This window comes from Pseudomonas sp. PS01300, from assembly GCF_029960155.1.
Taxonomy (GTDB): Bacteria; Pseudomonadota; Gammaproteobacteria; order Pseudomonadales; family Pseudomonadaceae; genus Aquipseudomonas; species Aquipseudomonas palmensis.
In genome coordinates, this window is sequence record NZ_JASCPN010000063.1 from 1 (window position 1) to 20,652 (window position 20,652).

Annotated in this window: 21 protein-coding genes; 14 read left to right on the forward strand and 7 right to left on the reverse strand. The window is 64.4% G+C overall.

All coding sequences use genetic code 11. From position 1 onward, the window contains the following. Positions 1 to 60 precede the first annotated feature (60 nt). From QMX96_RS22425 to QMX96_RS22440, 4 genes are all read left to right on the forward strand, one after another. Entirely contained in the window at positions 61 to 696 is a 636-nt protein-coding gene (locus tag QMX96_RS22425) for an RluA family pseudouridine synthase (RefSeq protein ID WP_054914663.1), read from the forward strand. Between the two features lie 145 nt (positions 697 to 841). After that, entirely contained in the window at positions 842 to 2,131 is a 1,290-nt protein-coding gene (locus tag QMX96_RS22430; protein WP_054914664.1) for a M18 family aminopeptidase, read from the forward strand. Between the two features lie 170 nt (positions 2,132 to 2,301). Continuing rightward, a complete protein-coding gene (locus QMX96_RS22435) occupies positions 2,302 to 2,466 on the forward strand; it encodes a hypothetical protein (RefSeq protein WP_167400231.1) in 165 nt (54 codons plus the stop codon). Positions 2,467 to 2,513: 47 nt separating this feature from the next. Then, a complete protein-coding gene (locus tag QMX96_RS22440; RefSeq protein ID WP_054914665.1) occupies positions 2,514 to 4,682 on the forward strand; it encodes a mechanosensitive ion channel domain-containing protein in 2,169 nt (722 codons plus the stop codon). On the opposite strand, the gene QMX96_RS22445 is transcribed toward QMX96_RS22440, so the two are convergent. After that, entirely contained in the window at positions 4,679 to 5,392 is a 714-nt protein-coding gene (locus tag QMX96_RS22445) for a UTRA domain-containing protein (protein ID WP_043859984.1), read from the reverse strand. The genes QMX96_RS22440 and QMX96_RS22445 overlap by 4 nt on opposite strands. Before the next feature lie 346 nt (positions 5,393 to 5,738). Between QMX96_RS22445 and QMX96_RS22450 the strand changes: the two genes are divergently transcribed. The 6 genes from QMX96_RS22450 to QMX96_RS22475 all read left to right on the forward strand — a co-directional run bounded on the left by QMX96_RS22450 (position 5,739) and on the right by QMX96_RS22475 (position 10,981). Beyond that, entirely contained in the window at positions 5,739 to 6,803 is a 1,065-nt protein-coding gene (locus QMX96_RS22450) for an ABC transporter substrate-binding protein (protein ID WP_282362459.1), read from the forward strand. 79 nt (positions 6,804 to 6,882) lie between these two features. Continuing rightward, complete coding sequence (locus tag QMX96_RS22455) at positions 6,883 to 7,689, forward strand: alkaline phosphatase family protein (RefSeq protein WP_282362460.1); 807 nt, start codon at positions 6,883 to 6,885, stop codon at positions 7,687 to 7,689. Further along, positions 7,668 to 8,528 carry an ABC transporter permease subunit gene (locus QMX96_RS22460; RefSeq protein WP_177332933.1) on the forward strand — a complete coding sequence of 287 codons (861 nt, stop codon included), beginning with the start codon at positions 7,668 to 7,670 and terminating at the stop codon, positions 8,526 to 8,528. The genes QMX96_RS22455 and QMX96_RS22460 overlap by 22 nt, the downstream gene beginning before the upstream one ends. Beyond that, on the forward strand, positions 8,515 to 9,312 hold the full coding sequence (locus QMX96_RS22465) for an ABC transporter permease (protein WP_054914667.1): 798 nt from the start codon (positions 8,515 to 8,517) through the stop codon (positions 9,310 to 9,312). The genes QMX96_RS22460 and QMX96_RS22465 overlap by 14 nt, the downstream gene beginning before the upstream one ends. 1 nt (position 9,313) lies before the next feature. Further along, entirely contained in the window at positions 9,314 to 10,303 is a 990-nt protein-coding gene (locus tag QMX96_RS22470) for an ABC transporter ATP-binding protein (protein ID WP_282362464.1), read from the forward strand. 24 nt (positions 10,304 to 10,327) lie between these two features. Beyond that, complete coding sequence (locus tag QMX96_RS22475; protein ID WP_043859979.1) at positions 10,328 to 10,981, forward strand: HAD family hydrolase; 654 nt, start codon at positions 10,328 to 10,330, stop codon at positions 10,979 to 10,981. A 59-nt stretch (positions 10,982 to 11,040) separates the two neighbouring features. Here the strand turns inward: QMX96_RS22475 and QMX96_RS22480 are convergent, their stop codons facing one another. Further along, positions 11,041 to 12,003 (reverse strand): NAD(P)H-quinone oxidoreductase, encoded by a 963-nt coding sequence (locus tag QMX96_RS22480; protein WP_043859978.1) that lies wholly within the window; start codon positions 12,001 to 12,003, stop codon positions 11,041 to 11,043. Positions 12,004 to 12,142: 139 nt separating this feature from the next. On the opposite strand from QMX96_RS22480, the gene QMX96_RS22485 reads away from it, so the two are divergent. Both QMX96_RS22485 and QMX96_RS22490 read left to right on the forward strand, forming a co-directional pair. Next, positions 12,143 to 14,224, forward strand: coding sequence for a carboxy terminal-processing peptidase (locus QMX96_RS22485; protein ID WP_167400229.1), 2,082 nt, complete (start codon positions 12,143 to 12,145; stop codon positions 14,222 to 14,224). A 123-nt stretch (positions 14,225 to 14,347) separates the two neighbouring features. Beyond that, the gene (locus QMX96_RS22490; protein WP_054914669.1) at positions 14,348 to 16,123 is read left to right on the forward strand and encodes a GGDEF domain-containing protein; all 1,776 of its coding nucleotides are present in this window, start codon (positions 14,348 to 14,350) and stop codon (positions 16,121 to 16,123) included. Here QMX96_RS22490 and QMX96_RS22495 read toward each other — a convergent pair. From QMX96_RS22495 to pcaQ, 5 genes are all read right to left on the reverse strand, one after another. After that, positions 16,105 to 16,473 (reverse strand): hypothetical protein, encoded by a 369-nt coding sequence (locus QMX96_RS22495; protein ID WP_043859975.1) that lies wholly within the window; start codon positions 16,471 to 16,473, stop codon positions 16,105 to 16,107. The genes QMX96_RS22490 and QMX96_RS22495 overlap by 19 nt on opposite strands. Continuing rightward, on the reverse strand, positions 16,470 to 16,817 hold the full coding sequence (locus QMX96_RS22500; RefSeq protein WP_282362466.1) for a helix-turn-helix transcriptional regulator: 348 nt from the start codon (positions 16,815 to 16,817) through the stop codon (positions 16,470 to 16,472). The genes QMX96_RS22495 and QMX96_RS22500 overlap by 4 nt, the downstream gene beginning before the upstream one ends. A 99-nt stretch (positions 16,818 to 16,916) precedes the next feature. Beyond that, positions 16,917 to 17,357: a YkvA family protein gene (locus QMX96_RS22505; protein WP_043859973.1), complete on the reverse strand. Its 441-nt coding sequence runs from the start codon at positions 17,355 to 17,357 to the stop codon at positions 16,917 to 16,919. 276 nt (positions 17,358 to 17,633) lie between these two features. Next, on the reverse strand, positions 17,634 to 18,356 hold the full coding sequence (locus QMX96_RS22510; protein ID WP_054914671.1) for an FKBP-type peptidyl-prolyl cis-trans isomerase: 723 nt from the start codon (positions 18,354 to 18,356) through the stop codon (positions 17,634 to 17,636). A 188-nt stretch (positions 18,357 to 18,544) separates the two neighbouring features. Further along, positions 18,545 to 19,477, reverse strand: coding sequence for a pca operon transcription factor PcaQ (gene pcaQ, locus QMX96_RS22515; RefSeq protein ID WP_043859971.1), 933 nt, complete (start codon positions 19,475 to 19,477; stop codon positions 18,545 to 18,547). Between the two features lie 102 nt (positions 19,478 to 19,579). On the opposite strand from pcaQ, the gene QMX96_RS22520 reads away from it, so the two are divergent. Both QMX96_RS22520 and map read left to right on the forward strand, forming a co-directional pair. Beyond that, positions 19,580 to 19,783, forward strand: coding sequence for a ParD-like family protein (locus QMX96_RS22520; RefSeq protein WP_043859970.1), 204 nt, complete (start codon positions 19,580 to 19,582; stop codon positions 19,781 to 19,783). Beyond that, positions 19,780 to 20,562 carry a type I methionyl aminopeptidase gene (map, locus tag QMX96_RS22525; protein ID WP_043859969.1) on the forward strand — a complete coding sequence of 261 codons (783 nt, stop codon included), beginning with the start codon at positions 19,780 to 19,782 and terminating at the stop codon, positions 20,560 to 20,562. The genes QMX96_RS22520 and map overlap by 4 nt, the downstream gene beginning before the upstream one ends. The last annotated feature ends 90 nt before the right edge of the window (positions 20,563 to 20,652 follow it).

Below are 20,652 nucleotides of genomic sequence, written 5' to 3' on the forward strand. Positions count from 1 at the left end.
GGCCCGGGCTCATACAGCCCGGGCCCGGCCGCCGCCGTTGGCGTTTGCAGAGAACACGCAATGCCGCTGTCCAACGTTCACATCCTTCACCAGGATGCCGCCATCCTGGTGGTCAACAAGCCGACCCTGCTGCTGTCCGTGCCGGGGCGCGCCGACGACAACAAGGATTGCCTGATCACCCGCCTGCAGGAAAACGGCTACCCCGACGCCCTGATCGTGCACCGTCTGGATTGGGAAACCTCGGGGATCATCCTGCTGGCGCGCGACGCCGACAGCCACCGCGAGCTGTCGCGCCAGTTCCATGACCGTGAAACCGAGAAGGCCTACACCGCGCTGTGCTGGGGCCAGCCTGCGCTGGACAGCGGCAGCATCGACCTGCCGTTGCGCTACGACCCGCCCACCAAGCCACGGCACGTGGTGGACCACGAGCAGGGCAAGCATGCGCTGACCTTCTGGCGCATCGTCGAGCGCTGTGGCGATCATTGCCGGGTGGAGCTCACGCCGATTACCGGGCGTTCGCACCAGTTGCGCGTGCACATGCTGTCGATCGGGCATCCGCTGCTGGGGGATCGACTGTACGCCTACCCCGAGGCCCTGGCGGCGCATGAGCGGTTGTGCCTGCATGCCAGCATGCTGAGCTTCACCCACCCGGTGAGCGGCGAGCGACTGCGCTTCGAATGCCCGGCGCCGTTCTGATACACCGCGGCGCGGCTATCGCGGGTCAACCCGCTCCCACAACGATCACCCTGAACGCTGTGGGAGCGGGCTTGCCCCGCGATAGGGCCCACGCAAATCCGTGATCAATACGTTAAACTCGCGCCACTGCTGTCTGGAGTGACCTATGCGCGATGCACTGAACCAAGGCCTGATCGACTTTCTCAAGGCCTCCCCCACGCCGTTCCACGCCACCGCCAGCCTGTCGCAGCGCCTCGAGGCCGCCGGCTACCAGCGCCTGGACGAACGTGACAGCTGGGCCACAACGCCCGGCGGACGCTACTACCTGACCCGCAACGACTCCTCGATCATCGCCATCAAGCTCGGCCGCCATTCGCCGCTGCTCGACGGCATTCGCCTGGTCGGCGCCCACACCGACAGCCCCTGCCTGCGCGTCAAGCCACAGCCCGAACTGCAACGCCAGGGCTTCTGGCAGTTGGGCGTGGAAGTCTACGGTGGCGCCCTGCTGGCCCCCTGGTTCGACCGCGACCTGTCGCTGGCCGGGCGCGTGACCTTCCGCCGCGACGGCAAGGTCGAAAGCCAGCTGATCGACTTCAAGCAGCCCATCGCGGTGATCCCCAACCTGGCGATCCACCTCAACCGCAGCGCCAACGAAGGCTGGGCGATCAACCCGCAGACCGAGCTGCCACCGATCCTGGCCCAGGTGGCCGGTGACGAGCGCGTCGACTTTCGCGCCCTGCTCACCGAGCAACTGGCCCGCGAACATGGCCTGAACGCCGACGTGGTGCTGGACTACGAGTTGAGCTTCTACGACACCCAGGACGCCGCCGTGGTCGGCCTGCATGGCGACTTCATCGCCGGCGCGCGGCTGGACAACCTGCTGTCGTGCTACGCCGGCCTGCAGGCCCTGCTGGCCGCCGACAGCGACGAGACCTGTGTACTGGTGTGCAACGACCACGAAGAGGTCGGCTCCAGCTCCGCCTGCGGCGCCGACGGCCCGATGCTGGAACAGACCCTGCGCCGCCTGCTGCCCGACGGTGACGATTTCGTCCGGGCCATCCAGCGCTCGCTGCTGGTGTCGGCCGACAATGCCCACGGCGTGCACCCCAACTACGCCGACCGGCACGACGGCAACCACGGGCCCAAGCTCAACGCCGGCCCGGTGATCAAGGTCAACAACAACCAGCGCTACGCCACCAACAGCGAAACCGCCGGTTTCTTCCGCCACCTGTGCATGGCCGAGGAAGTGCCTGTGCAGAGCTTCGTGGTGCGCAGCGACATGGGCTGCGGCTCGACCATCGGCCCGATCACCGCCAGCCACCTGGGTGTGCGCACGGTGGACATCGGCCTGCCGACGTTTGCCATGCACTCGATCCGCGAGCTGTGCGGCAGCCAGGACCTGGCGCACCTGGTCAAGGTGCTGACCGCGTTCTACCTGAGCCGCGATCTGCCCTGACCTGACAGGCCTGCGCCCACAGCACTGCGGTGATCGCCAAACAGGCGCCGTACCTGTGGGCGCTGGCTTGCCAGCGAAGAGGCCACGACTGACCCCCATCAACCCGCGCGCAAACATTTGGCGCTATGCTTGCCCATCATTACACCTCCTACAGCATAAGGACCTTGCGCATGTCCGAGTTTCAAACGATGTTCCTCCCGGTGATCGCCGGGTTGATCCTGCTCACCGTCGGCTTCAGCATGCGCGAGCGCAACAGCGGGGTGCTGATGATGTGGATCGGCATGCTGGGCATCCTGGGCATCATGGTGTGGAAGATCCTCGAGAAACTCACCTGACAAATGCTCTACACTCGGGCGATTGAGTGTTCGAGGTTGATCGTCCGGTGCCTGCCTTCCTGCGTTTCCTGTCCCTGCTGCTGATTCTGTTCCTGCCCCTGGGCCACGCACACGCGGCCGGCCTTCCGGGCCTGCTTGGCGGTTCGAGCAAACCCCAGCCCGAGGCGACTGAACCCCTCGCGCAATCGCTCGACGATGTCATCAAGAACCTCGAGAACGACCAGCAACGCAGCAAGCTGCTGGCCGACCTGAAGAAGCTGCGCGACGCCACCAGGCAAGCCCAGCCCAGTGCCGAGCAAGGTGTGCTGGGCCTGATCGGCACCACCTTCAACGAACTGGAAAAGCAGTTCAGCGGCGAGGCCAGCCCGTTCAACCGCTGGAGCCGCGAACTGGAGCTGGCCCAGATCGAGCTCAGTGCGCGGGTGGTGCCGGTGCATGAATGGCCGACGATCCTGTTCGGTTTCGCCGCCATCATCGCGCTCTGGAGCCTGCTGGCCTACGCGCTGAACTGGGTCAGCCACCAGGTGCGCCTGCGCTTCGGCCTCACCGAAGAGCTGCCGCAACACCCGCGCACCTGGGACCTGGTGCGCTTCGCCCTGCGCAAGCTCGGGCCTTGGCTGGTGGCGCTGATCATCACCGTGTACCTGAGCTTTGCCCTGCCCTCTTCGCTGGGCAAGTCGATGGCCATGGTACTGGCCTACGCCCTGGTGGTCGGCACCTGCTTCTCGGCCATCTGCGTGATCGCCTTCTCGCTGCTCGATGGCCCGCACCGCCACCGCGCCCTGTACATCCTGCGCCACCGCGCGTTCCGTCCGCTGTGGCTGATCGGCAGCTTTGCCGCCTTCGGCGAGGCGATGAACGACCCACGCATGGCCGCCGCCCTGGGCGACCACCTGGCGCACACCCTGGCGACCCTGGCCAACATTCTGGCGGCGCTGTCCACCGGGCTGTTCATCCTGCGCTTTCGCCGCCCCATCGCGCACCTCATTCGCAACCAGCCGCTGTCTCGGCGCCTGACGCGCCGCGCCCTGAGCGACACCATCGAGATCCTCGGCACCTTCTGGTACCTGCCGGCCCTGGTGCTGGTGGGCATTTCGCTGTTCGCCACGTTCGTGTCCGCCGGCGACACCAGCACGGCCCTGCGCCAGTCGCTGATGTGCACGGTGCTGGTGGTGATGTGCATGGTGGTCAACGGCCTGGTGCGCCGCCATGCGCTCAAGCCGCAGCGGGCCAACCGGCGCCAGGCGGTCTACGCCGAACGCCTCAAGAGCTTTGGCTACACCCTGGTGCACCTGCTCATCTGGCTGGTGTTCATCGAGCTGGGCCTGCGTGTATGGGGCTTCTCGCTGATCGGTTTCACCGAGGGCGAAGGCCACGAGGTGGCGGTGCGCGTGTTCGGCCTGGCCGGCACGCTGATCGCCGCCTGGCTGGTGTGGATCCTCAGCGACACCGCCGTGCACCACGCACTCACCCGCTCGCGCAAGGGCCTGGCCAATGCCCGTGCGCAAACCATGATGCCGCTGATCCGCAACGTGCTGTTCGTGGCCATCTTCATCATCGCGGTGATCGTGGCCCTGGCCAACATGGGCATGAACGTCACGCCGCTGCTGGCCGGTGCCGGTGTGATCGGCCTGGCCATCGGCTTTGGTGCGCAATCGCTGGTAGCCGACCTGATCACCGGCCTGTTCATCATCATCGAGGACTCCCTGGCCATCGATGATTATGTGGATGTCGGCGGCCACCTGGGGACCGTCGAAGGCCTGACCATCCGTACCGTGCGCCTGCGCGACATCGACGGCATCGTGCACACCATCCCGTTCAGCGAGATCAAGAGCATCAAGAACTACTCGCGCGAATTCGGCTACGCGATCTTCCGCATCGCCATCCCCTACAACATGAGCATCGACAAGGCCATCGGCCTGGTTCGCGACGTGGGCCAGAAGATGCGCAGCGATCCGCTGCAACGGCGCAATATCTGGTCGCCGCTGGAGTTCCAGGGGGTGGAGAGCTTCGAGTCCGGCTCGGCGGTGCTGCGCGCGCGCTTCAAGACCGCGCCGATCAAGCAATGGGAGGTGTCGCGGGCATTCAACCTGGCGCTCAAGCGCCAGCTCGACGAAGCCGGGCTGGACCTGGCTACCCCGCGTCTTTCGGTGCAGGTGGTGACCGCCGGCGGTGGCCCCGCGCAGGACACCGCCCCCGCCGACAGCAACGCCTAGCCCGCCTCGGCCACGATGCGAATCGCATCGTGGCGCCAGTACTCCAGGTCGCAGTCGATCAGCCGCCCGTGCTGGTCGCTGTTGACCCGGGTGATATGCAGGCCGGCACTGCCGGCCGACACCTTCAGCGCCATCGCCGCCGCCACCGGCAACGCGGTGGGCAGCGTCTCGAAACGCACCCGGCCATAGGCGATGCCGTAGTGCAGCGCGTACAGCTCGGTCAGCGACTGGCTCAGGTCGAAATCCAGAATCCCGGCAAAGTACTCGGGGTTGAGGTAGTGCTCGGCATAGAGCACCGCGCGCCCATCGATACGCCGCAGGCGGCAGATCTGGATCACGCTGGACAGCGCCGGCAATTGCAGGCGCGCACAGATCGCCGCCGGCGCCGGCTGCAGGCGGGCCGACAACAGTTCGGTAGCCGGCTGTCGGCCCTGGTCGCGCACCATGGCGTGGAAGTGGCTGCGCTCGATCAGGTCATAGCTCAGGCGCTGGGGCGCCACGAACCAGCCACGGCGTTCCTCGCGGTAGATCAGCCCGCAAGCCTCCAGTTGCACCAGCGCCTCGCGCAGGGTGATGCGCGTGGTATCGAACACCTCGCTGAGCTTGCGTTCGGCCGGCAACTTGCAGCCGGGCGCCAGCAGGCCATGCTCGATCTGCTCTTGCAGGGCATTGCATATGGCTGTTACTGCACGCGTGGGCAGTCGATGCATCAAGGGTTACCTATCTGGACTAGTCCAGCCTGGTGCGTGTGCCAGAACGGCGCAGCGACGATGGCCGGGCGGAGTAACCAAAGCCTAGGCAATCCACATGAACGGCACATGACAGTGCGCCGGACGGTCACGCACAGGCCCGGTCGAGCGCGGTCAAGGCGTTGCGGATCAAGCACTTGAAACTGGTCTACGCTCTATTTTCAGGGCCGCTGCACACACCTGGCGCGGCGCCTTCGACATCAAACTGTCATGCAACCGGCCTACCTTGGCTCGGGTATTGCTGACCTAGACCAACCGAATCGAAACCCTCTCAGCGTTTTGCACGGCACCCATCAAGGAGCTTCGGATGAAACAGCTTTTTCTGGCCTCACTGTTAGGCACCAGTATTGCCCTGTGCACCTCGGCCATGGCCGCGGACACCGACCTCAAGGCCCTCGAGGACGCCGCCCGCAAGGAAGGCGTCGTCAACAGCGTCGGCATGCCCGATGCCTGGGCCAACTGGAAGGGCACCTGGGCGGACCTGGCGAGCAAGTACGGCCTCAAGCACATGGACACCGACATGAGCTCGGCCCAGGAAGTGGCCAAGTTCGATGCCGAGAAAGACAACGCCAGCGCCGATATCGGCGACGTCGGCGCCGCCTTCGGCCCCATTGCGCTGGCCAAGGGCGTGACCCAGCCGTACAAGCCCAGCACCTGGGAGCAGATACCGACCTGGGCCAAGGACCAGGACGGACACTGGGCACTGGCCTATACCGGCACCATCGCCTTCATCATCAACAAGCAGCTGGTCAAGGAAGAAGACATTCCCAAGACCTGGCACGACCTGGAAAAGGGCAAGTACAAGGTCGCCATCGGTGACGTCGGCACCGCAGCCCAGGCGGCCAACGGCGTACTGGCTGCAGCCATTGCCTACAAGGGCGACGAGTCCAACATCGAGCCGGGCCTGCAACTGTTCACCAAGCTGGCCCAGCAAAAGCGCCTGTCGCTGGCCAACCCGACCATCCAGACCCTTGAGAAGGGCGAGATCCAGGTCGGCGTGGTGTGGGACTTCAACGGCCTGAGCTACCGCGAGCAGATCGACCCGAAACGCTTCGAGGTGCTGATCCCGTCCGACGGCTCGGTGATGTCCGGCTACACCACCATCATCAACAAGTACGCCAAGCACCCGAACGCCGCCAAGCTGACCCGTGAATACATCTTCAGCGATGCCGGGCAGACCAACCTGGCCATCGGCCATGCGCGGCCGATTCGTGCCGAGCACCTGAAGCTGCCGGCGGACGTGCAGGCCAAGCTGCTGCCCAACGAGCAGTACGCGCCGGCGCAGCCGATCAAGGATGCAGCGGCATGGGAAGCCACCTCCAAGGCCCTGCCGCAGAAGTGGCAGGAGCAGGTCATCATCGAGATGGAGTGAAACCATCGCGGGTCAGGCACGCTCCCACAAGGAGCGGGCCTGACCCGCGATGTGGTCATCGCTGTCACCGGAGCCACCCATGAACCACAACGTCATCCTCGTCATCCTCGACGGCCTCAACCACCAGGTGGCCCACCACGCCATGGGCCACCTGCATGCCTATGTAGAAGCAGACCGCGCTGCCCTGTACCGCCTGGAATGCGAGCTGCCGGCACTGTCGCGACCACTCTACGAATGCATCCTCACCGGTGTGCCGCCGATCGACAGCGGCATCGTGCACAACAACGTCACGCGCCTGTCCACCCAACGCAGCATTTTCCACTACGCCCGCGACGCCGGGCTGAGCACCGCCGCCGCGGCCTACCACTGGGTCAGCGAGCTGTACAACCGCTCCCCTTTCGAACCGCCGCGTGACCGCCACACCCATGCGCCGAAACTGCCGATCCAGCATGGCCTGTTCTACTACGCCGACCACTACCCCGACTCGCACCTGTTCGCCGACGCCGAGTACCTGCGGCGCAAGCACGCACCGAATTTCCTGCTGGTGCATCCGATGAACATCGACGATGCCGGGCACAAGCACGGCCTGGACAGCAGCCAGTACCGCAACAGCGCACGCAGCGCCGATATCCTGCTGGCCGACTACCTCAGCACCTGGCTGCAGGACGGCTACCAGGTGCTGATCACCGCCGACCACGGCATGAACAACGACCGCTCGCACAACGGCGTGTTGCCCGAGGAGCGCGAAGTGCCGCTGTTCGTGTTCGGCGACCGGTTCAGCCTCGACCCGGCCGCCAAGCCCCTGCAGACCGAACTGTGCGGCACCGTATGCGAACTGCTCGGCATCCCCCACGACAAGCCGGTATGCCGGGAGCTGCTCTCGTGAACTCGATCACCCGTGGCAAATGGCTGGCGCTGTTGTGCCTGCTGCCCTTCGCGGTATTTTTCATCATCTTCCAGATCGCCCCGCTGACCTGGGTGGCCGTGCACAGCCTGCAGGCCGAAAGCGGCTGGGGCCTGGACAATTTCAGCAAGGTGCTGGGCTCGAAGTTCTACCGCCAGGCCATCCAGCACAGCCTGGAGATCAGCTTCTGGTCGAGTCTGTTCGGCATCCTGATCGCCATCCTGGGCAGCTATTCGCTGCGCAAGGTGGACTCGCGCCTGCGCGACTTCGTCAACGCCTTCGCCAACATGACCAGCAACTTCTCCGGCGTGCCGCTGGCCTTCGCCTTCATCATCCTGCTCGGCTTCAACGGCGCGCTGACCCTGCTGCTCAAGCAGGCCGGGATCATCGAGGACTTCAACCTCTACTCCAAGACCGGGCTGATCATCCTCTATACCTACTTCCAGATCCCGCTGGGCGTACTGCTGCTGTACCCGGCGTTCGACGCCCTGCGCGAAGACTGGCGCGAATCGGCCGCCCTGCTGGGCGCCAGCGCCTGGGATTACTGGCGCCTGATCGGCCTGCCGGTGCTGACCCCGGCGCTGCTGGGCACCTTCGTGATCCTGCTGGCCAACGCACTGGGCGCCTACGCCACGGTGTACGCGCTGACCACCGGCAACTTCAACGTGCTGCCGATCCGCATCGCCGCGCTGGTGTCCGGCGACATCTCGCTGGACCCGAACCTGGCCAGCGCGCTGGCGATGATCCTGGTGGGGCTGATGACCCTGGTCACGCTGGTGCACCAGTGGCTGTTGAAGAGGAGCTACCATGTCTCGCGCTGAATCGGGCCCGGCCGGGCTCTACCACCGCGTGGTGGTGTACGTACTGTTCGTGATCCTGCTGCTGCCGCTGGCCGGCACCCTGCTCTACTCGTTGTCCACCAGCTGGTCGGCGAGCCTGCTGCCCAGCGGGCTGACCTTCAAGTGGTACCTTGCGCTGTGGAGCGAGCCGCGTTTTCTGGCCGCCTTCGGCCAGTCGCTGCTGGTGTGCGTGGGCGCGCTGGTACTGTCGGTGCTGCTGATCCTGCCGCTGCTGTTCGTGGTGCACTACCACTTCCCCAGGCTCGACGCACTGATGAACATCCTCATCCTGCTGCCCTTCGCGGTGCCGCCGGTGGTGTCGTCGGTGGGGCTGCTGCAGCTGTATGGCTCGGGGCCGATGGCGATGGTCGGCACGCCGTGGATTTTGATCGGCTGCTATTTCACCGTGGCCCTGCCCTTCATGTACCGCGCCATCACCAACAACCTGCAGGCGATCAACCTGCGCGACCTGATGGATGCCGCCCAGTTGCTGGGGGCCAACACCTGGCAGGCCGCGTTTCTTGTGGTGCTGCCCAACCTGCGCAAGGGCCTGATGGTGGCGCTGCTGCTGTCGTTCTCGTTCCTGTTCGGCGAGTTCGTGTTTGCCAACCTGCTGGTGGGCACCCGCTACGAGACGCTGCAGGTGTACCTGAACAACATGCGCAACAGCAGCGGGCACTTCAACAGCGCGCTGGTGATTTCCTACTTCCTCTTCGTGCTGGTGCTGACCTGGGCAGCCAACCGCCTGAACAAGGACAAGACCTGAAATGAGCTTCGTCAGCATCCAGAACCTGCAAAAAAGCTACGGCGCCAGCGCGGTGTTCAACGACATCAACTGCGAGATCGGCCGCGGTGAGTTCGTCACCCTGCTCGGCCCCTCCGGCTGCGGCAAGTCCACCCTGCTGCGCTGCATCGCCGGCCTGACCGCTGTAGACAGCGGCAGGATCCTGCTCGACGGGCAGGACCTGGTACCGCAGAGCCCGCAAAAGCGCGGCATCGGCATGGTGTTCCAGAGCTACGCGCTGTTCCCCAACATGAGCGTGGAGCAGAACGTCGCCTTCGGCCTGCGCATGCAGAAGATCAAGGGCCAAGACGGCCACCCACGGGTACTCGAGGCGCTGCGCATGGTCGAGTTGCAGGACTTTGCCAGCCGCTACCCGCACCAGCTCTCCGGCGGCCAGTGCCAGCGCGTGGCCCTGGCCCGCTCGCTGGTGACCCGCCCGCGCCTGTTGCTGCTGGACGAGCCGCTGTCGGCGCTGGATGCACGCATCCGCAAGCACCTGCGCGAACAGATCCGCCAGATCCAGCGCGAGCTGGGCCTGACCACCATCTTCGTCACCCATGACCAGGAAGAGGCGCTGACCATGTCCGACCGCATCTTCCTGATGAACCAGGGCCGCATCGTGCAGAGCGGCGATGCCGAATCGCTGTACACCGCACCTGTGGATGCCTTCGCGGCCGGCTTCATCGGCAACTACAACCTGCTCGATGCCCAGAGTGCCAGCCGCCTGCTGCAACGTACGGTGAACAGCCGCCTGGCAATCCGCCCCGAAGCCATCGCGCTGAGCCTGGAAGGCGAGCGCGAAGGCCTGGTGCGCAGTCACAGCCTGCTGGGCAACGTGATCCGCTACCGCATCGAAGCGCGTGGTGTGGAGCTGGTGGTGGATGTGCTCAATCGTTCAGCCGCCGATCTGCATGCGGACGGCGAGCGGGTATCCTTGTCCATCGATCCCACCGCCCTCTGCGAAGTTGCCTGAGGGCCGAACAGGAGTTTTGTTGTTATGGCTTTAGCGATTTTCGATCTGGATGAAACCCTGATCCACGGCGACTGCGCCTCGCTGTGGAGCGAGCAGATGGTGCGCCTGGGCTGGGTGGACGGTGAGTCGTTCCTGCGCAGGGACCGTGAGCTGATGGAGGCCTACGGCAAGGGGCACCTTGCGATGGAAGACTACATGGCGTTCAGCCTGGAGCCGCTGATCGGGCGCACACCAGAGGAAGTCGATCATCTGGTCGAGCCGTGGGTGGAAGACTTCATCGAGCCGATCATCTTCAGTGAGGCCACCCGCACCATTGCCGAGCACCGCAAGGCGGGGGATCGAATTCTGGTGATCTCGGCCTCGGGTGTGCATCTGGTGGGACCGATTGCCGCGCGCCTGGGGATCGACGAGTACCTGGGCATCGAGCTGGAAGTGGAAAAAGGGTTCTACACCGGCAAGACCGTGGGCACCCTGACCTACCGCGAAGGCAAGATCACCCGCTTGCTGGAGTGGCTGGACCAGCAGGAAGAGAACCTGGAAGGCGCAAGCTTCTATTCCGATTCGCGCAATGACCTGCCGTTGCTGCTGAAGGTTGACCACCCGTATGTGGTCAACCCGGACCCGGTGCTGCGCGAGCATGCCGAGAAGAATGGCTGGCCGATTCTGGCCTGGGCCTGAAAAAAATTCGCCGGCAAGGTCGGCTCCTGCAGGAGTCGGCCTTGCCGGCGAACAGGGCCCTATACCAGGCTGTCGTCGATCACCAGCACCAACTTGCCCGATACCTGGTTGCCCGCCAGTTCGGCATACGCCGCCTCGGCGTCCTTCACCGCATAGCTGCCTACCAGTTGCGGCTTCAAGCGCCCTTCGGCGAACAGCGGCCACACCTGTTGGCCCAGGTCACTGAGCAGGTCGGCCTTGAACTGGTCATCGCGATTGCGCAGGGTCGAGCCGGTCACCTGCACCCGCTTGGCCAGTACCTGGGCCAGGTCCAGCTCGGCCTTGCGCCCGCCCATCAGGCCGATGATCACCCAGCGCCCGTCACGGGCCAGCAGTTTGAGGTTGAGCGCCGCATAGTTGGCCCCCACCGGGTCCAGGATCACATCGAACGGGGCGAAGTCGTTCAGCGCCTCTATATCGTCACCGCGCACCACGCCACCGCTGGCGCCCAGCGCCTGACAATAGGCCAGCCGCTCGGCCGAGCCCACGCTGACCCAGCTGGGGCTGCCGAAGGCCTTGCACAGCTGGATGGCCGCCGACCCCACGCCGCTGGCGCCGGCATGCAGCAACACCTTCTCGCCCGGCTTGAGGCCGCCCAGCTGGAACAGGTTGAGCCAGGCCGTGGCGTATACCTCCGGGATCGCAGCCGCCTGCTGCAGGCTCAGGCCCTCGGGCACCGGCAGCACGTGGCGCGCATCGACCACCACCTCTTCGGCCATGCCGCCACCGGCCAGCAGTGCGCATACCCGGTCGCCCACCTGCCAGGACACCCCGGCTCCCACTTCGCTGATCACCCCGGCACATTCCAGGCCCAGGAACTCGCTGGCGCCCGGTGGCGGCGGGTACAATCCGGCACGCTGCAACAGGTCGGCGCGATTGAGCCCGGCCGCTGCCACGCGGATGCGTACTTGACCTACATCGCAAGTTGGACTTGTCGTCTCAACCCACTCCACATGTCCGTCAACGCCTTGCAATGCCTTCACAGTGCCTCCATAGTTGAGTCATGACTGAGCCTGGCTGCCTTGGCACCAGGCTTTTTGCATTATGCGTCCGGCTCCATGGAACCGGCGAATTCAAAGACGGCCTAATATGCGTGATCAATTGCCCCTACGTCGAATCAGCATGAAGCATCTCCTGCCCAGCACTGCCCTCGCCCTGATGATCGGCCTTGGCAGCTTGCCGCTGGCCGGCGCCGCTTCGGCCGCCAACAGTTGGGACAAGTTGCAACCAGACCGCGATGAAGTGGTCGCCAGCCTGAACGTGGTCGAGTTGCTCAAGCGCCACCACTACAGCAAGCCGCCACTCAATGATGCGCGCTCGGTCATCATCTACGACAGTTACATCAAACTGCTCGATCCCTCGCGCAGTTACTTCATGGCCAGCGATATTGCCGAGTTCGACAAGTGGAAGACGCAGTTCGACGACTTCCTCAAGAGCGGCAACCTGGACCCGGGCTTCACCATCTACAAACGTTATCTGGATCGCGTGAAATCGCGCCTGGACTTCGCCCTGGCCGAGCTGAACAAGGGCGTCGACAAGATCGACTTCACCACCCAGGAAACCCTGCTGGTCGACCGCAAGGACGCTCCGTGGCTGCAGAACCAGGCCGAGCTCGACGACCTGTGGCGCAAACGCGTCAAGGACGAGGTGCTGCGCCTGAAGATCGCCGGCAAGGAACCCAAGGCCATCCAGGAACTGCTGACCAAGCGCTACAAGAACCAGCTCGCGCGCCTGGACCAGACCCGCGCCGAAGATATCTTCCAGGCCTACATCAACACCTTCGCCCAGTCGTACGACCCGCACACCAACTACCTGTCGCCCGACAACGCCGAGAACTTCGACATCAACATGAGCCTGTCGCTCGAAGGCATCGGTGCGGTGCTGCAAAGCGACAACGACCAGGTCAAGATCGTGCGCCTGGTGCCGGCTGGCCCTGCCGCCAAGACCAAGCAAGTGGCCCCGGCCGACAAGATCATCGGCGTGGCCCAGGGCGACAAGGAAATGGTCGACGTGATCGGCTGGCGCCTGGACGAAGTGGTCAAGCTGATCCGCGGCCCGAAGGGCTCCGTGGTGCGCCTGGAGGTCATCCCGGCCAGCAACGCGCCTAACGACCAGACCAGCAAGATCGTCTCGATCACCCGCGAAGCGGTCAAGCTTGAAGAACAGGCCGCCAAGAAGTCGGTGCTCAAGCTCAAGCAGGACGGACGCGACTACAAGCTGGGCATCATCGAGATCCCGGCCTTCTACCTCGACTTCAAGGCGTTCCGCGCCGGGGATCCGGAGTACAAGTCCACCACCCGTGACGTGAAGAAACTGCTCACCGAACTGCAGAAGGAAAAGGTCGACGGCGTGGTCATCGACCTGCGCAACAACGGCGGCGGCTCCCTGCAGGAAGCCACCGAGCTGACCAGCCTGTTCATCGACAAGGGCCCCACCGTACTGGTACGCAACGCCGACGGCCGTGTCGACGTGCTCGAAGACGAAAACACCGGTGCCTTCTACAAGGGCCCGCTGGCGCTGCTGGTCAATCGCCTGTCGGCCTCGGCCTCGGAGATTTTCGCCGGCGCCATGCAGGACTACCACCGTGCCCTGATCATCGGTGGCCAGACCTTCGGCAAAGGCACCGTGCAGACCATCCAGCCGCTCAACCATGGCGAGCTCAAGCTGACCCTGGCCAAGTTCTACCGGGTTTCCGGGCAGAGCACCCAGCACCAGGGCGTGTTGCCGGACATCGACTACCCGTCGATCATCGACACCAAGGAGATCGGCGAGAGCGCCCTGCCTGAAGCCATGCCGTGGGACACCATCCGCCCGGCCATCAAGCCGGCCGTCGACCCGTTCAAGCCGTTCCTTGCGCAACTCAAGGCACGCCACGAAAACCGCAGCGCCAAGGACCCGGAGTTCGTCTACATTCGCGATCGCCTGGCCCTGACCCAGCAGTTGATGAACGAGAAGACCGTCAGCCTCAACGAGGTGGAACGCCGCGCTCGCCATGCCGACATCGAAGGCAAGCAGCTGGCGCTGGAAAACATCCGGCGCAAGGCCAAGGGCGAAGAGCCGCTCAAGGAACTGAAGAAGGAAGACGAAGATGCCCTGCCGGTCGAGCCGGATGACACCAAGCCGGAAGATGACGCGTACCTCGCCGAAACCGGGCGCATCCTGCTGGACTACCTGGGGCTGAATTCCTCGGTGGCCAAGCACTGAAACGATAATGGCAAAATAATGTGACGGTGCCCTTTTCGGGTCATCAAACAGTCATCATTCTGTCGTGAAATAAGGGACTGGGCGCCGATGGCCCCAGTCCCTTTTTTTCAAGGTAGCCCTGCCATGACCGTGACCGAACAGCTCAGCGCGTTGAGCTCCATCCTGGCTCAAAGCGGCTTGCACAGCCTGTTCCAACCCATCGTCTGCCTGTCCGAGCGACGCATCCTCGGTTATGAAGCCCTCAGCCGCGGCCCGTCCAACAGCCCGCTGCACTCCCCCATCAACCTGTTCGCCGTGGCCCGCCATGCCGGCCGCCTGACCGAACTGGAGGTGGCCTGCCGCGAAAGCGCGTGCCGGCGTTTCAGCCAGCAGCAACTGGAAGGCAAGCTGTTCCTCAACGTGTCGCCCGAGTCGTTGCTCGAGCCGCAATACCAGTCCGGGCGCACGCTCAAGCTGCTGCAGAGCCTGGGCATCCCACCCAGCCGGGTGGTCATCGAGTTGACCGAACAAACCCCCACCGACGACTTCCAGCTGCTGTTCAACGCCCTGCACCACTACCGCGACATGGGCTTTTCGATTGCCCTGGACGACCTGGGCGCCGGCTATTCCAGCCTGCGCCTGTGGTCGGAACTGCGCCCGGACTACGTCAAGATCGACCGGCATTTCATCGACGGCATTCACCAGGATGCGGTCAAGCGTGAGTTCGTCGGCTCGATCCTGCAGATCGCCAAGGCGTCGCGGGCCAAGGTGATTGCCGAGGGCATCGAGCTGGCCGAGGAGCTGGCGGTGCTCACCGAGATGGGGGTCGACCTGGTACAGGGCTACCTGCTGTGCCGGCCGCAGGAGCAACCGCCCCGCGACGCTACCGCCATGCTGCCGTCAGCGACGCACAGTGGCGCGGTGGTGCTGGGTGAGGACGGCCGCGATCTGAGTGCGCTGCTCAACGAGCAACCGGCCGTGAGCGGCGATACGGCGACCCTGGAGGTACTGGCGCTGTTTCGCCGCCAGGCCAACCTCAACTCGCTGGCTGTTCTCGACCATGCACAGCGCCCCTGCGGCATCGTGCACCGCCATTCGCTGTCCGACGCGCTGCTCAAACCGTTCGCCACCGACCTGTATGCGCGCAAGCCGATCAGCCGGCTGATGAACGAGGACTTTCTGGCGGTGGAGCTCAACCAGTCGCTGCAGAAGGTCAGCCGCCTGCTGACCAGCCGCGCGCGCCAGCGCATCGAGGAAGACTTCATCATTACCCAGAACGGTCGCTACCTGGGCCTGGGGCGGGTGATCGACGTGCTCAAGCTGATCACCGAACAGAAGCTGCAGCAGGCCCGCTATGCCAACCCGCTGACTCTGTTGCCGGGCAACGTGCCGATCCAGCAATGCCTGACCCGCTTGCTGCAGCAACAGCGCGAGGCGGCGATCTGCTATGTAGACATCGACAGCTTCAAGCCCTTCAACGACATCTATGGCTATGCCAAGGGCGACGAAGTGCTGTTGAGCCTGGCCCAGTGCCTGAGCGAACGGGTCGACCCCAGCCGGGACTTCGTCGGCCATATCGGTGGCGACGACTTCATGCTGGTACTGGGTTCGAAGGATTGGGAGCAGCGCCTGAACGTGCTGCTGGACGACTTTCAGAATGCCTGTCGGCGCTTCTACCGCACCGAGCACCTGGAGGCCGGGTGCTTCATCGCGCACAACCGCCTGGGCCAGCGCCAGGAATTCCCGTTGCTGTCACTCTCGATCGGTGTGGTGCAACTGCATGCGCATACCTGCGCGCAACTGGATGCCGGCCAACTGGCCGACCTCGCCTCCCAGGCCAAGCACCATGCCAAGGATGTGCCCGGGCACAGCCTGTACCTGATCGATACGGCGCTGGCGCCTCAGGCCTGTTCGGGATAGCTGTACTCGAACACCCGTACCACTTCCGAGGCATGCCAGGATGCTGCGGCCATGCCGTCCGATGGCCCGGAAAACCGCCCCAGGCGCTCGACGCATTCGAAAAAGCCGGTACGTGGCAATCGGCTGGCCCCCTGGCTGATCACCAGCGAGCTGCGCAGTGGCTGCTCGGCGCGTGCATCGATCACCGCCAGGTACTCAAGCGCGGCGGTCAGAGTCTGCATCGCCGGGCTTGGCAGCTCCAGGCGTTCGAGCAAGGCGCGGTAGGTCAGCAGGTGGCGTTGCCGGCGTGCCACGTCCAGCTCGCCCAGCAGCCCCTCCCATTGCTGACGGCTGATCCGCACGCCGCTCACGACGGCTCGCTCCAGCCTGCCACGCCCAGCTCCCAGGCCAGGCTGCGGCGGATCGCGGCATCCGGCTCGCGCTCACCGCTTTCAATCAGCGCCAGGTACACTGGACTGATGCCCACCTTGCGCGCCAGCTGCTCGGCAGCCAGGCCCTTGGCCTCACGCAAGGCGGCCAGCTCGCCCAACGCGGGCAGGCTGGACGGCGTGGGTGCAGCGGCGCTGGCGTTGACGCCTGCCGGCTGCGCCGTTGCGGCCGGTTGGCCTGCCGCCTTCAACAACGCTTGATAGTGCTCCCAGGGCACGACCGCGTACTCGGGTTGACCGTCTCGGCTGATAACCTGAATACCCATTACAACCCCCTTGTAAGAACCTGCGCATGTAATCGCTCGGTATAGCGCTTATGCCAAATATAGTACCAGCCGGCGCAGTATTGCAGGGTGTAACCGGATTTAGCGCTTTCCCTGCTCCAGGCGCAACGCTTCTGGGGTGTCGGGCAGGCGCTCGACCACGCGCAGTTTCTCGGGAGACTGACGATTGCGCCAGGCGCGAAAAGCCGCCAGCTCGCTGTCGAACGTCTTCAGCACCCAGGCCAGTACGGCGAGATCGTCGAGCAGGCCGATGCCGGGCAGCCAGTCCGGGATCGCGTCCAGCGGGCTGACAAAGTACAGCAGGCCGGCGACGATGGTCAGTAGCGCCCTTGAGCTGATGGCACGGTACTCGCCACGCCACCACGCCACGCACAGCGCCTGCAGCAGGCGTACGTCATCCTTGAGCTTGCCCAGGCTCGGGCCCTTGCGCGCCACGGCGAAGATCAGCGCTGGCAGGCGCCCCCGGCTCAACAGGCGCTCGGCCAGCGGCAGGAAACGGGCAAAATTCCAGGGTGCTTTCATACCACCTCCAACGGCAGGGCCGGGAAGGTTATCCACAGTATTTGTGGATAACCTTGTGAACAGAGGCCATTTTCAGGCTCGGCGTGCCCGCCAGGCAAGGGCCTGGGTCAAATCGGGCGTTTTTTACACACCTGTTTCATTACGCGGTCACTTTGCGAAAGCCGTCACAGTTGCGCACGCCACCAAGGTGTGACGTCAGATCGCTCCCACGGTCCAGCCCGATCCATAAACGACAACGCCCCGTCGAGACGGGGCGTTGTGCACACAGCGGGACGCTTACTTCTCAGCAGCGTCTTCTGCTGCCTTGGCCGGGTCCTTGATGGCGATCAGTTCCAGATCGAACACCAGTACCGAGTTGGCCGGGATCATCGGGCTAGGGCTCTGTGCGCCATAGGCCAGGTCAGCCGGGATGAACAGCTTGACCTTCTCGCCCACGTGCATCAGTTGCAGGCCTTCGACCCAACCCGGAATCACGCCGCTGACCGGCAGGTCGATCGGGCTGCCGCGCTCGACGGAGCTGTCGAACACCTTGCCGTCGATCAGCTTGCCTTCGTAGTGAACAGTGACCACGTCGGTAGGCTTGGGCTGGGCGCCTTCGGCCTTCTTCACGATCTGGTACTGCAGGCCCGACGCGGTGGTGACCACGCCGTCCTTCTTGCCGTTTTCTTCAAGGAACTTCTTGCCGGCGGCGGCCGACTCTTCGCTCATCTTGACCAGGCGTTCTTCAGCACGCTTCTGCAGCGCGGCGAAGGCTTCGACCAGGTCTTCGTCCTTGATCTTCTGTTCCTTCTTGCCGACAGCGTCCTCGATGCCCTGGGCCACGGCCTTGGAGTCGAGATCGTCCATGCCTTCCTGTGCCAGGCTCTTGCCCATGTTCAGGCCGATACCGTAGGAAGCTTTCTGTGCCGGGGTCTTCAGCTCGACGCTGGTCTGCGAATCGCAACCCGCCAGTACCAGGCTAACCAGGGCAACCGCAGCCGCCAACCGATGCTGTTTCATGCTATTTCCTTGTTCATGCGCCAAAAGGGCAATCGAGTAAAGCCGCGAGCTTATCAGGCGGCCACGACCAATGGCTACCGGCATGAGAGCGACAAAAGGTCGAGAAGTTCAGCCAGGTGAAGGCTTCTTCATGCAGCCGATAAGCCAGTGGCCAGTATTGCAGCCAACGCCCCGGATCTGGATGAAATCTACGGGTAGTGTCCTTCGCGGTACTGCCCCGCCACTTCGCGCAGCACCTGGCACAACCACTGGGCCGGCAGGGCCTGTGGCAGCGCGGCATTGCTGCAGATACCCACCGAGCCACCGGGTTCGCGCACGCCCAGGTCGAGCTCGCACAGCTCGCCCCGCTGCAGGTCGACCCGCACCGCATCACGCGGGGCCACCCACACCGCATCGCTGCCCAGCACATAGCGCCGGCTCAGTGCCGGGGAAAGCGTTTCCAGACGTTGCTGCGGTTGTTCGATGGCGCATTGCACGAACAGGCTGTCGGCATGCTTGCGAATGGTGGTGCCGGCCAGGGGCAGTACCAGCGGGTACTGGCCCACCTGGTTGCGCTCGATCGGGCTGCGTGCCAGCAGCGGGTGGCCGGGGCGCACCACCAGCGACATCGACTCGCTGTACAGGTGCTCGAACAGCAGGCCCTGGATCTGCGGGCTGTCGGTCATGCGCCCGATCACCAGGTCCAGCTCCCCCACGTGCAACTGCGCCAGCAGGTGCGCACTGGGGCCGGTGGCAACGCTGACCACCAGGGCCGGGTGGCGCTGGTGCAGGCGGCAGATCACTTCGGGGATGAGCAGGCTTTCGACGGTCGAGAGCACACCGATCTTCACCTGCGGCGGCGCGTGTTCCTCGCCGCGCAGGGTACTCACCCCTTCGCGCAGGGCCTGTACGCACGGGCCGGCGTAGCGCATGAAGCGCACCCCGGCCGCAGTCAGCTCGACACCCTGCTTGCCGCGCTCGAACAATCGCGTCTGCAGCAGTTCCTCGAGCTCCTTGAGGGTCTTGGAAATCGCCGGCTGGCTGATGGCCACGGCGTCGGCGGCCTTGGCGAAACTGCCTTGACGGGCGATTTCGAGAAAGCACAGCAGGTGACGGAACTTGATGCGGGTATCGAGGTTCATGGCCGGAGTTTATCGCAACCGCAGCCCCTTTGCGGCGCCGGCCTCGAACAACACACAAGCTATATGCTATATATACGCTTCGTATACAGAGTGAGTATTGCCATGGGTATCGTCAAGATCGATGACGCGCTGCATGAAGACCTGCGCATTGCCAGCGGCGCGGTGTCGCGCTCGATCAACGCGCAGGCCGAGTACTGGATTCGCATCGGCATGCTGGCCGAGCTCAACCCGCACATGACCTATCAGGAACTGTTGCGCCAGTTGCTGCGCCAGGAGCAGGCCAGCCTCAGGGAGCTGATCGCATGAGCGAGGTGATCCTGAAGAACCCGCAGCAGCTGGCCTTGATGCGTACCGCCGGGCAATTGCTGACGCGGGTGTTCGAGCACCTGGACGGCTTTGTCGCGCCAGGGGTCAGCACCTTGCAGATCAACGACCGTGCCGAGGCGTACATCGTCGATGTGCTCAAGGCGCGTCCGGCCAGCAAGGGGCAGTACGGGTTCAAGTATTCGCTCAACACCTCCGTCGACCATGTGGTGTGCCACGGCGTGCCAAGTGCCGACGAGGTGCTGAAGGCGGGGTCGATCATCAATGTGGACATCACCCTGGAACAGGGTGGTTACATTGCCGACTCGTCGAAGATGTATGCGGTGGGCGCCATTGCCGACGAGGCGCGGCAATTGGTCGATACCACCTATGCCGCATTGTGGGCGGGCATTCGCCAGGTGCGGCCCGGGGCCACGCTGGGTGATGTGGGGCATGCGATACAGCGGCTTGCCGAGGGCGCGGGTTACAACGTGGTGCGTGAGTACTGCGGGCACGGCATCGGCAGGCAGATGCACGAGGCGCCGCAGGTGCTGCACTACGGACACCGCAACAGCGGGCTGGTGCTCAAGCCGGGCATGGTGTTCACCATCGAGCCGATGATCAACCAAGGCGGGCGTGGGGTGCGTACGCTCAAGGACGGCTGGACGGTGATCACCCGGGACCGCAGCCTGTCGGCACAGTGGGAGCATACGGTGGCAGTGACGGCGCAGGGGGTCGAGGTATTGACCTTGCGTGAGGAAGAGCGGGGCATGGTCGGGTGACTGGCTCACCATCGCACTGGTGATCGGGCTTTTGATGTTCCGGTTCTTCCGGATAATCTCTCGGCCCCCTTCCCGGGGAGCGACGGTTGC

Excerpts from the sequence above, each read along its gene's own strand:
- map (WP_043859969.1), top strand. The coding sequence starts at position 19,780 with ATGAGCGAGGTGATCCTGAAGAACCCGCAGCAGCTGGCCTTGATGCGT.
- QMX96_RS22510 (WP_054914671.1), bottom strand. The coding sequence starts at position 18,356 with ATGAAACAGCATCGGTTGGCGGCTGCGGTTGCCCTGGTTAGCCTGGTA.
- QMX96_RS22475 (WP_043859979.1), top strand. The coding sequence starts at position 10,328 with ATGGCTTTAGCGATTTTCGATCTGGATGAAACCCTGATCCACGGCGAC.
- QMX96_RS22435 (WP_167400231.1), top strand. The coding sequence starts at position 2,302 with ATGTCCGAGTTTCAAACGATGTTCCTCCCGGTGATCGCCGGGTTGATC.
- QMX96_RS22505 (WP_043859973.1), bottom strand. The coding sequence starts at position 17,357 with ATGAAAGCACCCTGGAATTTTGCCCGTTTCCTGCCGCTGGCCGAGCGC.
- QMX96_RS22465 (WP_054914667.1), top strand. The coding sequence starts at position 8,515 with ATGTCTCGCGCTGAATCGGGCCCGGCCGGGCTCTACCACCGCGTGGTG.
- QMX96_RS22445 (WP_043859984.1), bottom strand. The coding sequence starts at position 5,392 with ATGCATCGACTGCCCACGCGTGCAGTAACAGCCATATGCAATGCCCTG.
- QMX96_RS22430 (WP_054914664.1), top strand. The coding sequence starts at position 842 with ATGCGCGATGCACTGAACCAAGGCCTGATCGACTTTCTCAAGGCCTCC.
- QMX96_RS22520 (WP_043859970.1), top strand. The coding sequence starts at position 19,580 with ATGGGTATCGTCAAGATCGATGACGCGCTGCATGAAGACCTGCGCATT.
- QMX96_RS22485 (WP_167400229.1), top strand. The coding sequence starts at position 12,143 with ATGAAGCATCTCCTGCCCAGCACTGCCCTCGCCCTGATGATCGGCCTT.
- QMX96_RS22470 (WP_282362464.1), top strand. The coding sequence starts at position 9,314 with ATGAGCTTCGTCAGCATCCAGAACCTGCAAAAAAGCTACGGCGCCAGC.
- QMX96_RS22490 (WP_054914669.1), top strand. The coding sequence starts at position 14,348 with ATGACCGTGACCGAACAGCTCAGCGCGTTGAGCTCCATCCTGGCTCAA.
- QMX96_RS22450 (WP_282362459.1), top strand. The coding sequence starts at position 5,739 with ATGAAACAGCTTTTTCTGGCCTCACTGTTAGGCACCAGTATTGCCCTG.
- QMX96_RS22500 (WP_282362466.1), bottom strand. The coding sequence starts at position 16,817 with ATGGGTATTCAGGTTATCAGCCGAGACGGTCAACCCGAGTACGCGGTC.
- QMX96_RS22460 (WP_177332933.1), top strand. The coding sequence starts at position 7,668 with ATGCCGGGAGCTGCTCTCGTGAACTCGATCACCCGTGGCAAATGGCTG.
- QMX96_RS22455 (WP_282362460.1), top strand. The coding sequence starts at position 6,883 with ATGAACCACAACGTCATCCTCGTCATCCTCGACGGCCTCAACCACCAG.
- QMX96_RS22425 (WP_054914663.1), top strand. The coding sequence starts at position 61 with ATGCCGCTGTCCAACGTTCACATCCTTCACCAGGATGCCGCCATCCTG.
- pcaQ (WP_043859971.1), bottom strand. The coding sequence starts at position 19,477 with ATGAACCTCGATACCCGCATCAAGTTCCGTCACCTGCTGTGCTTTCTC.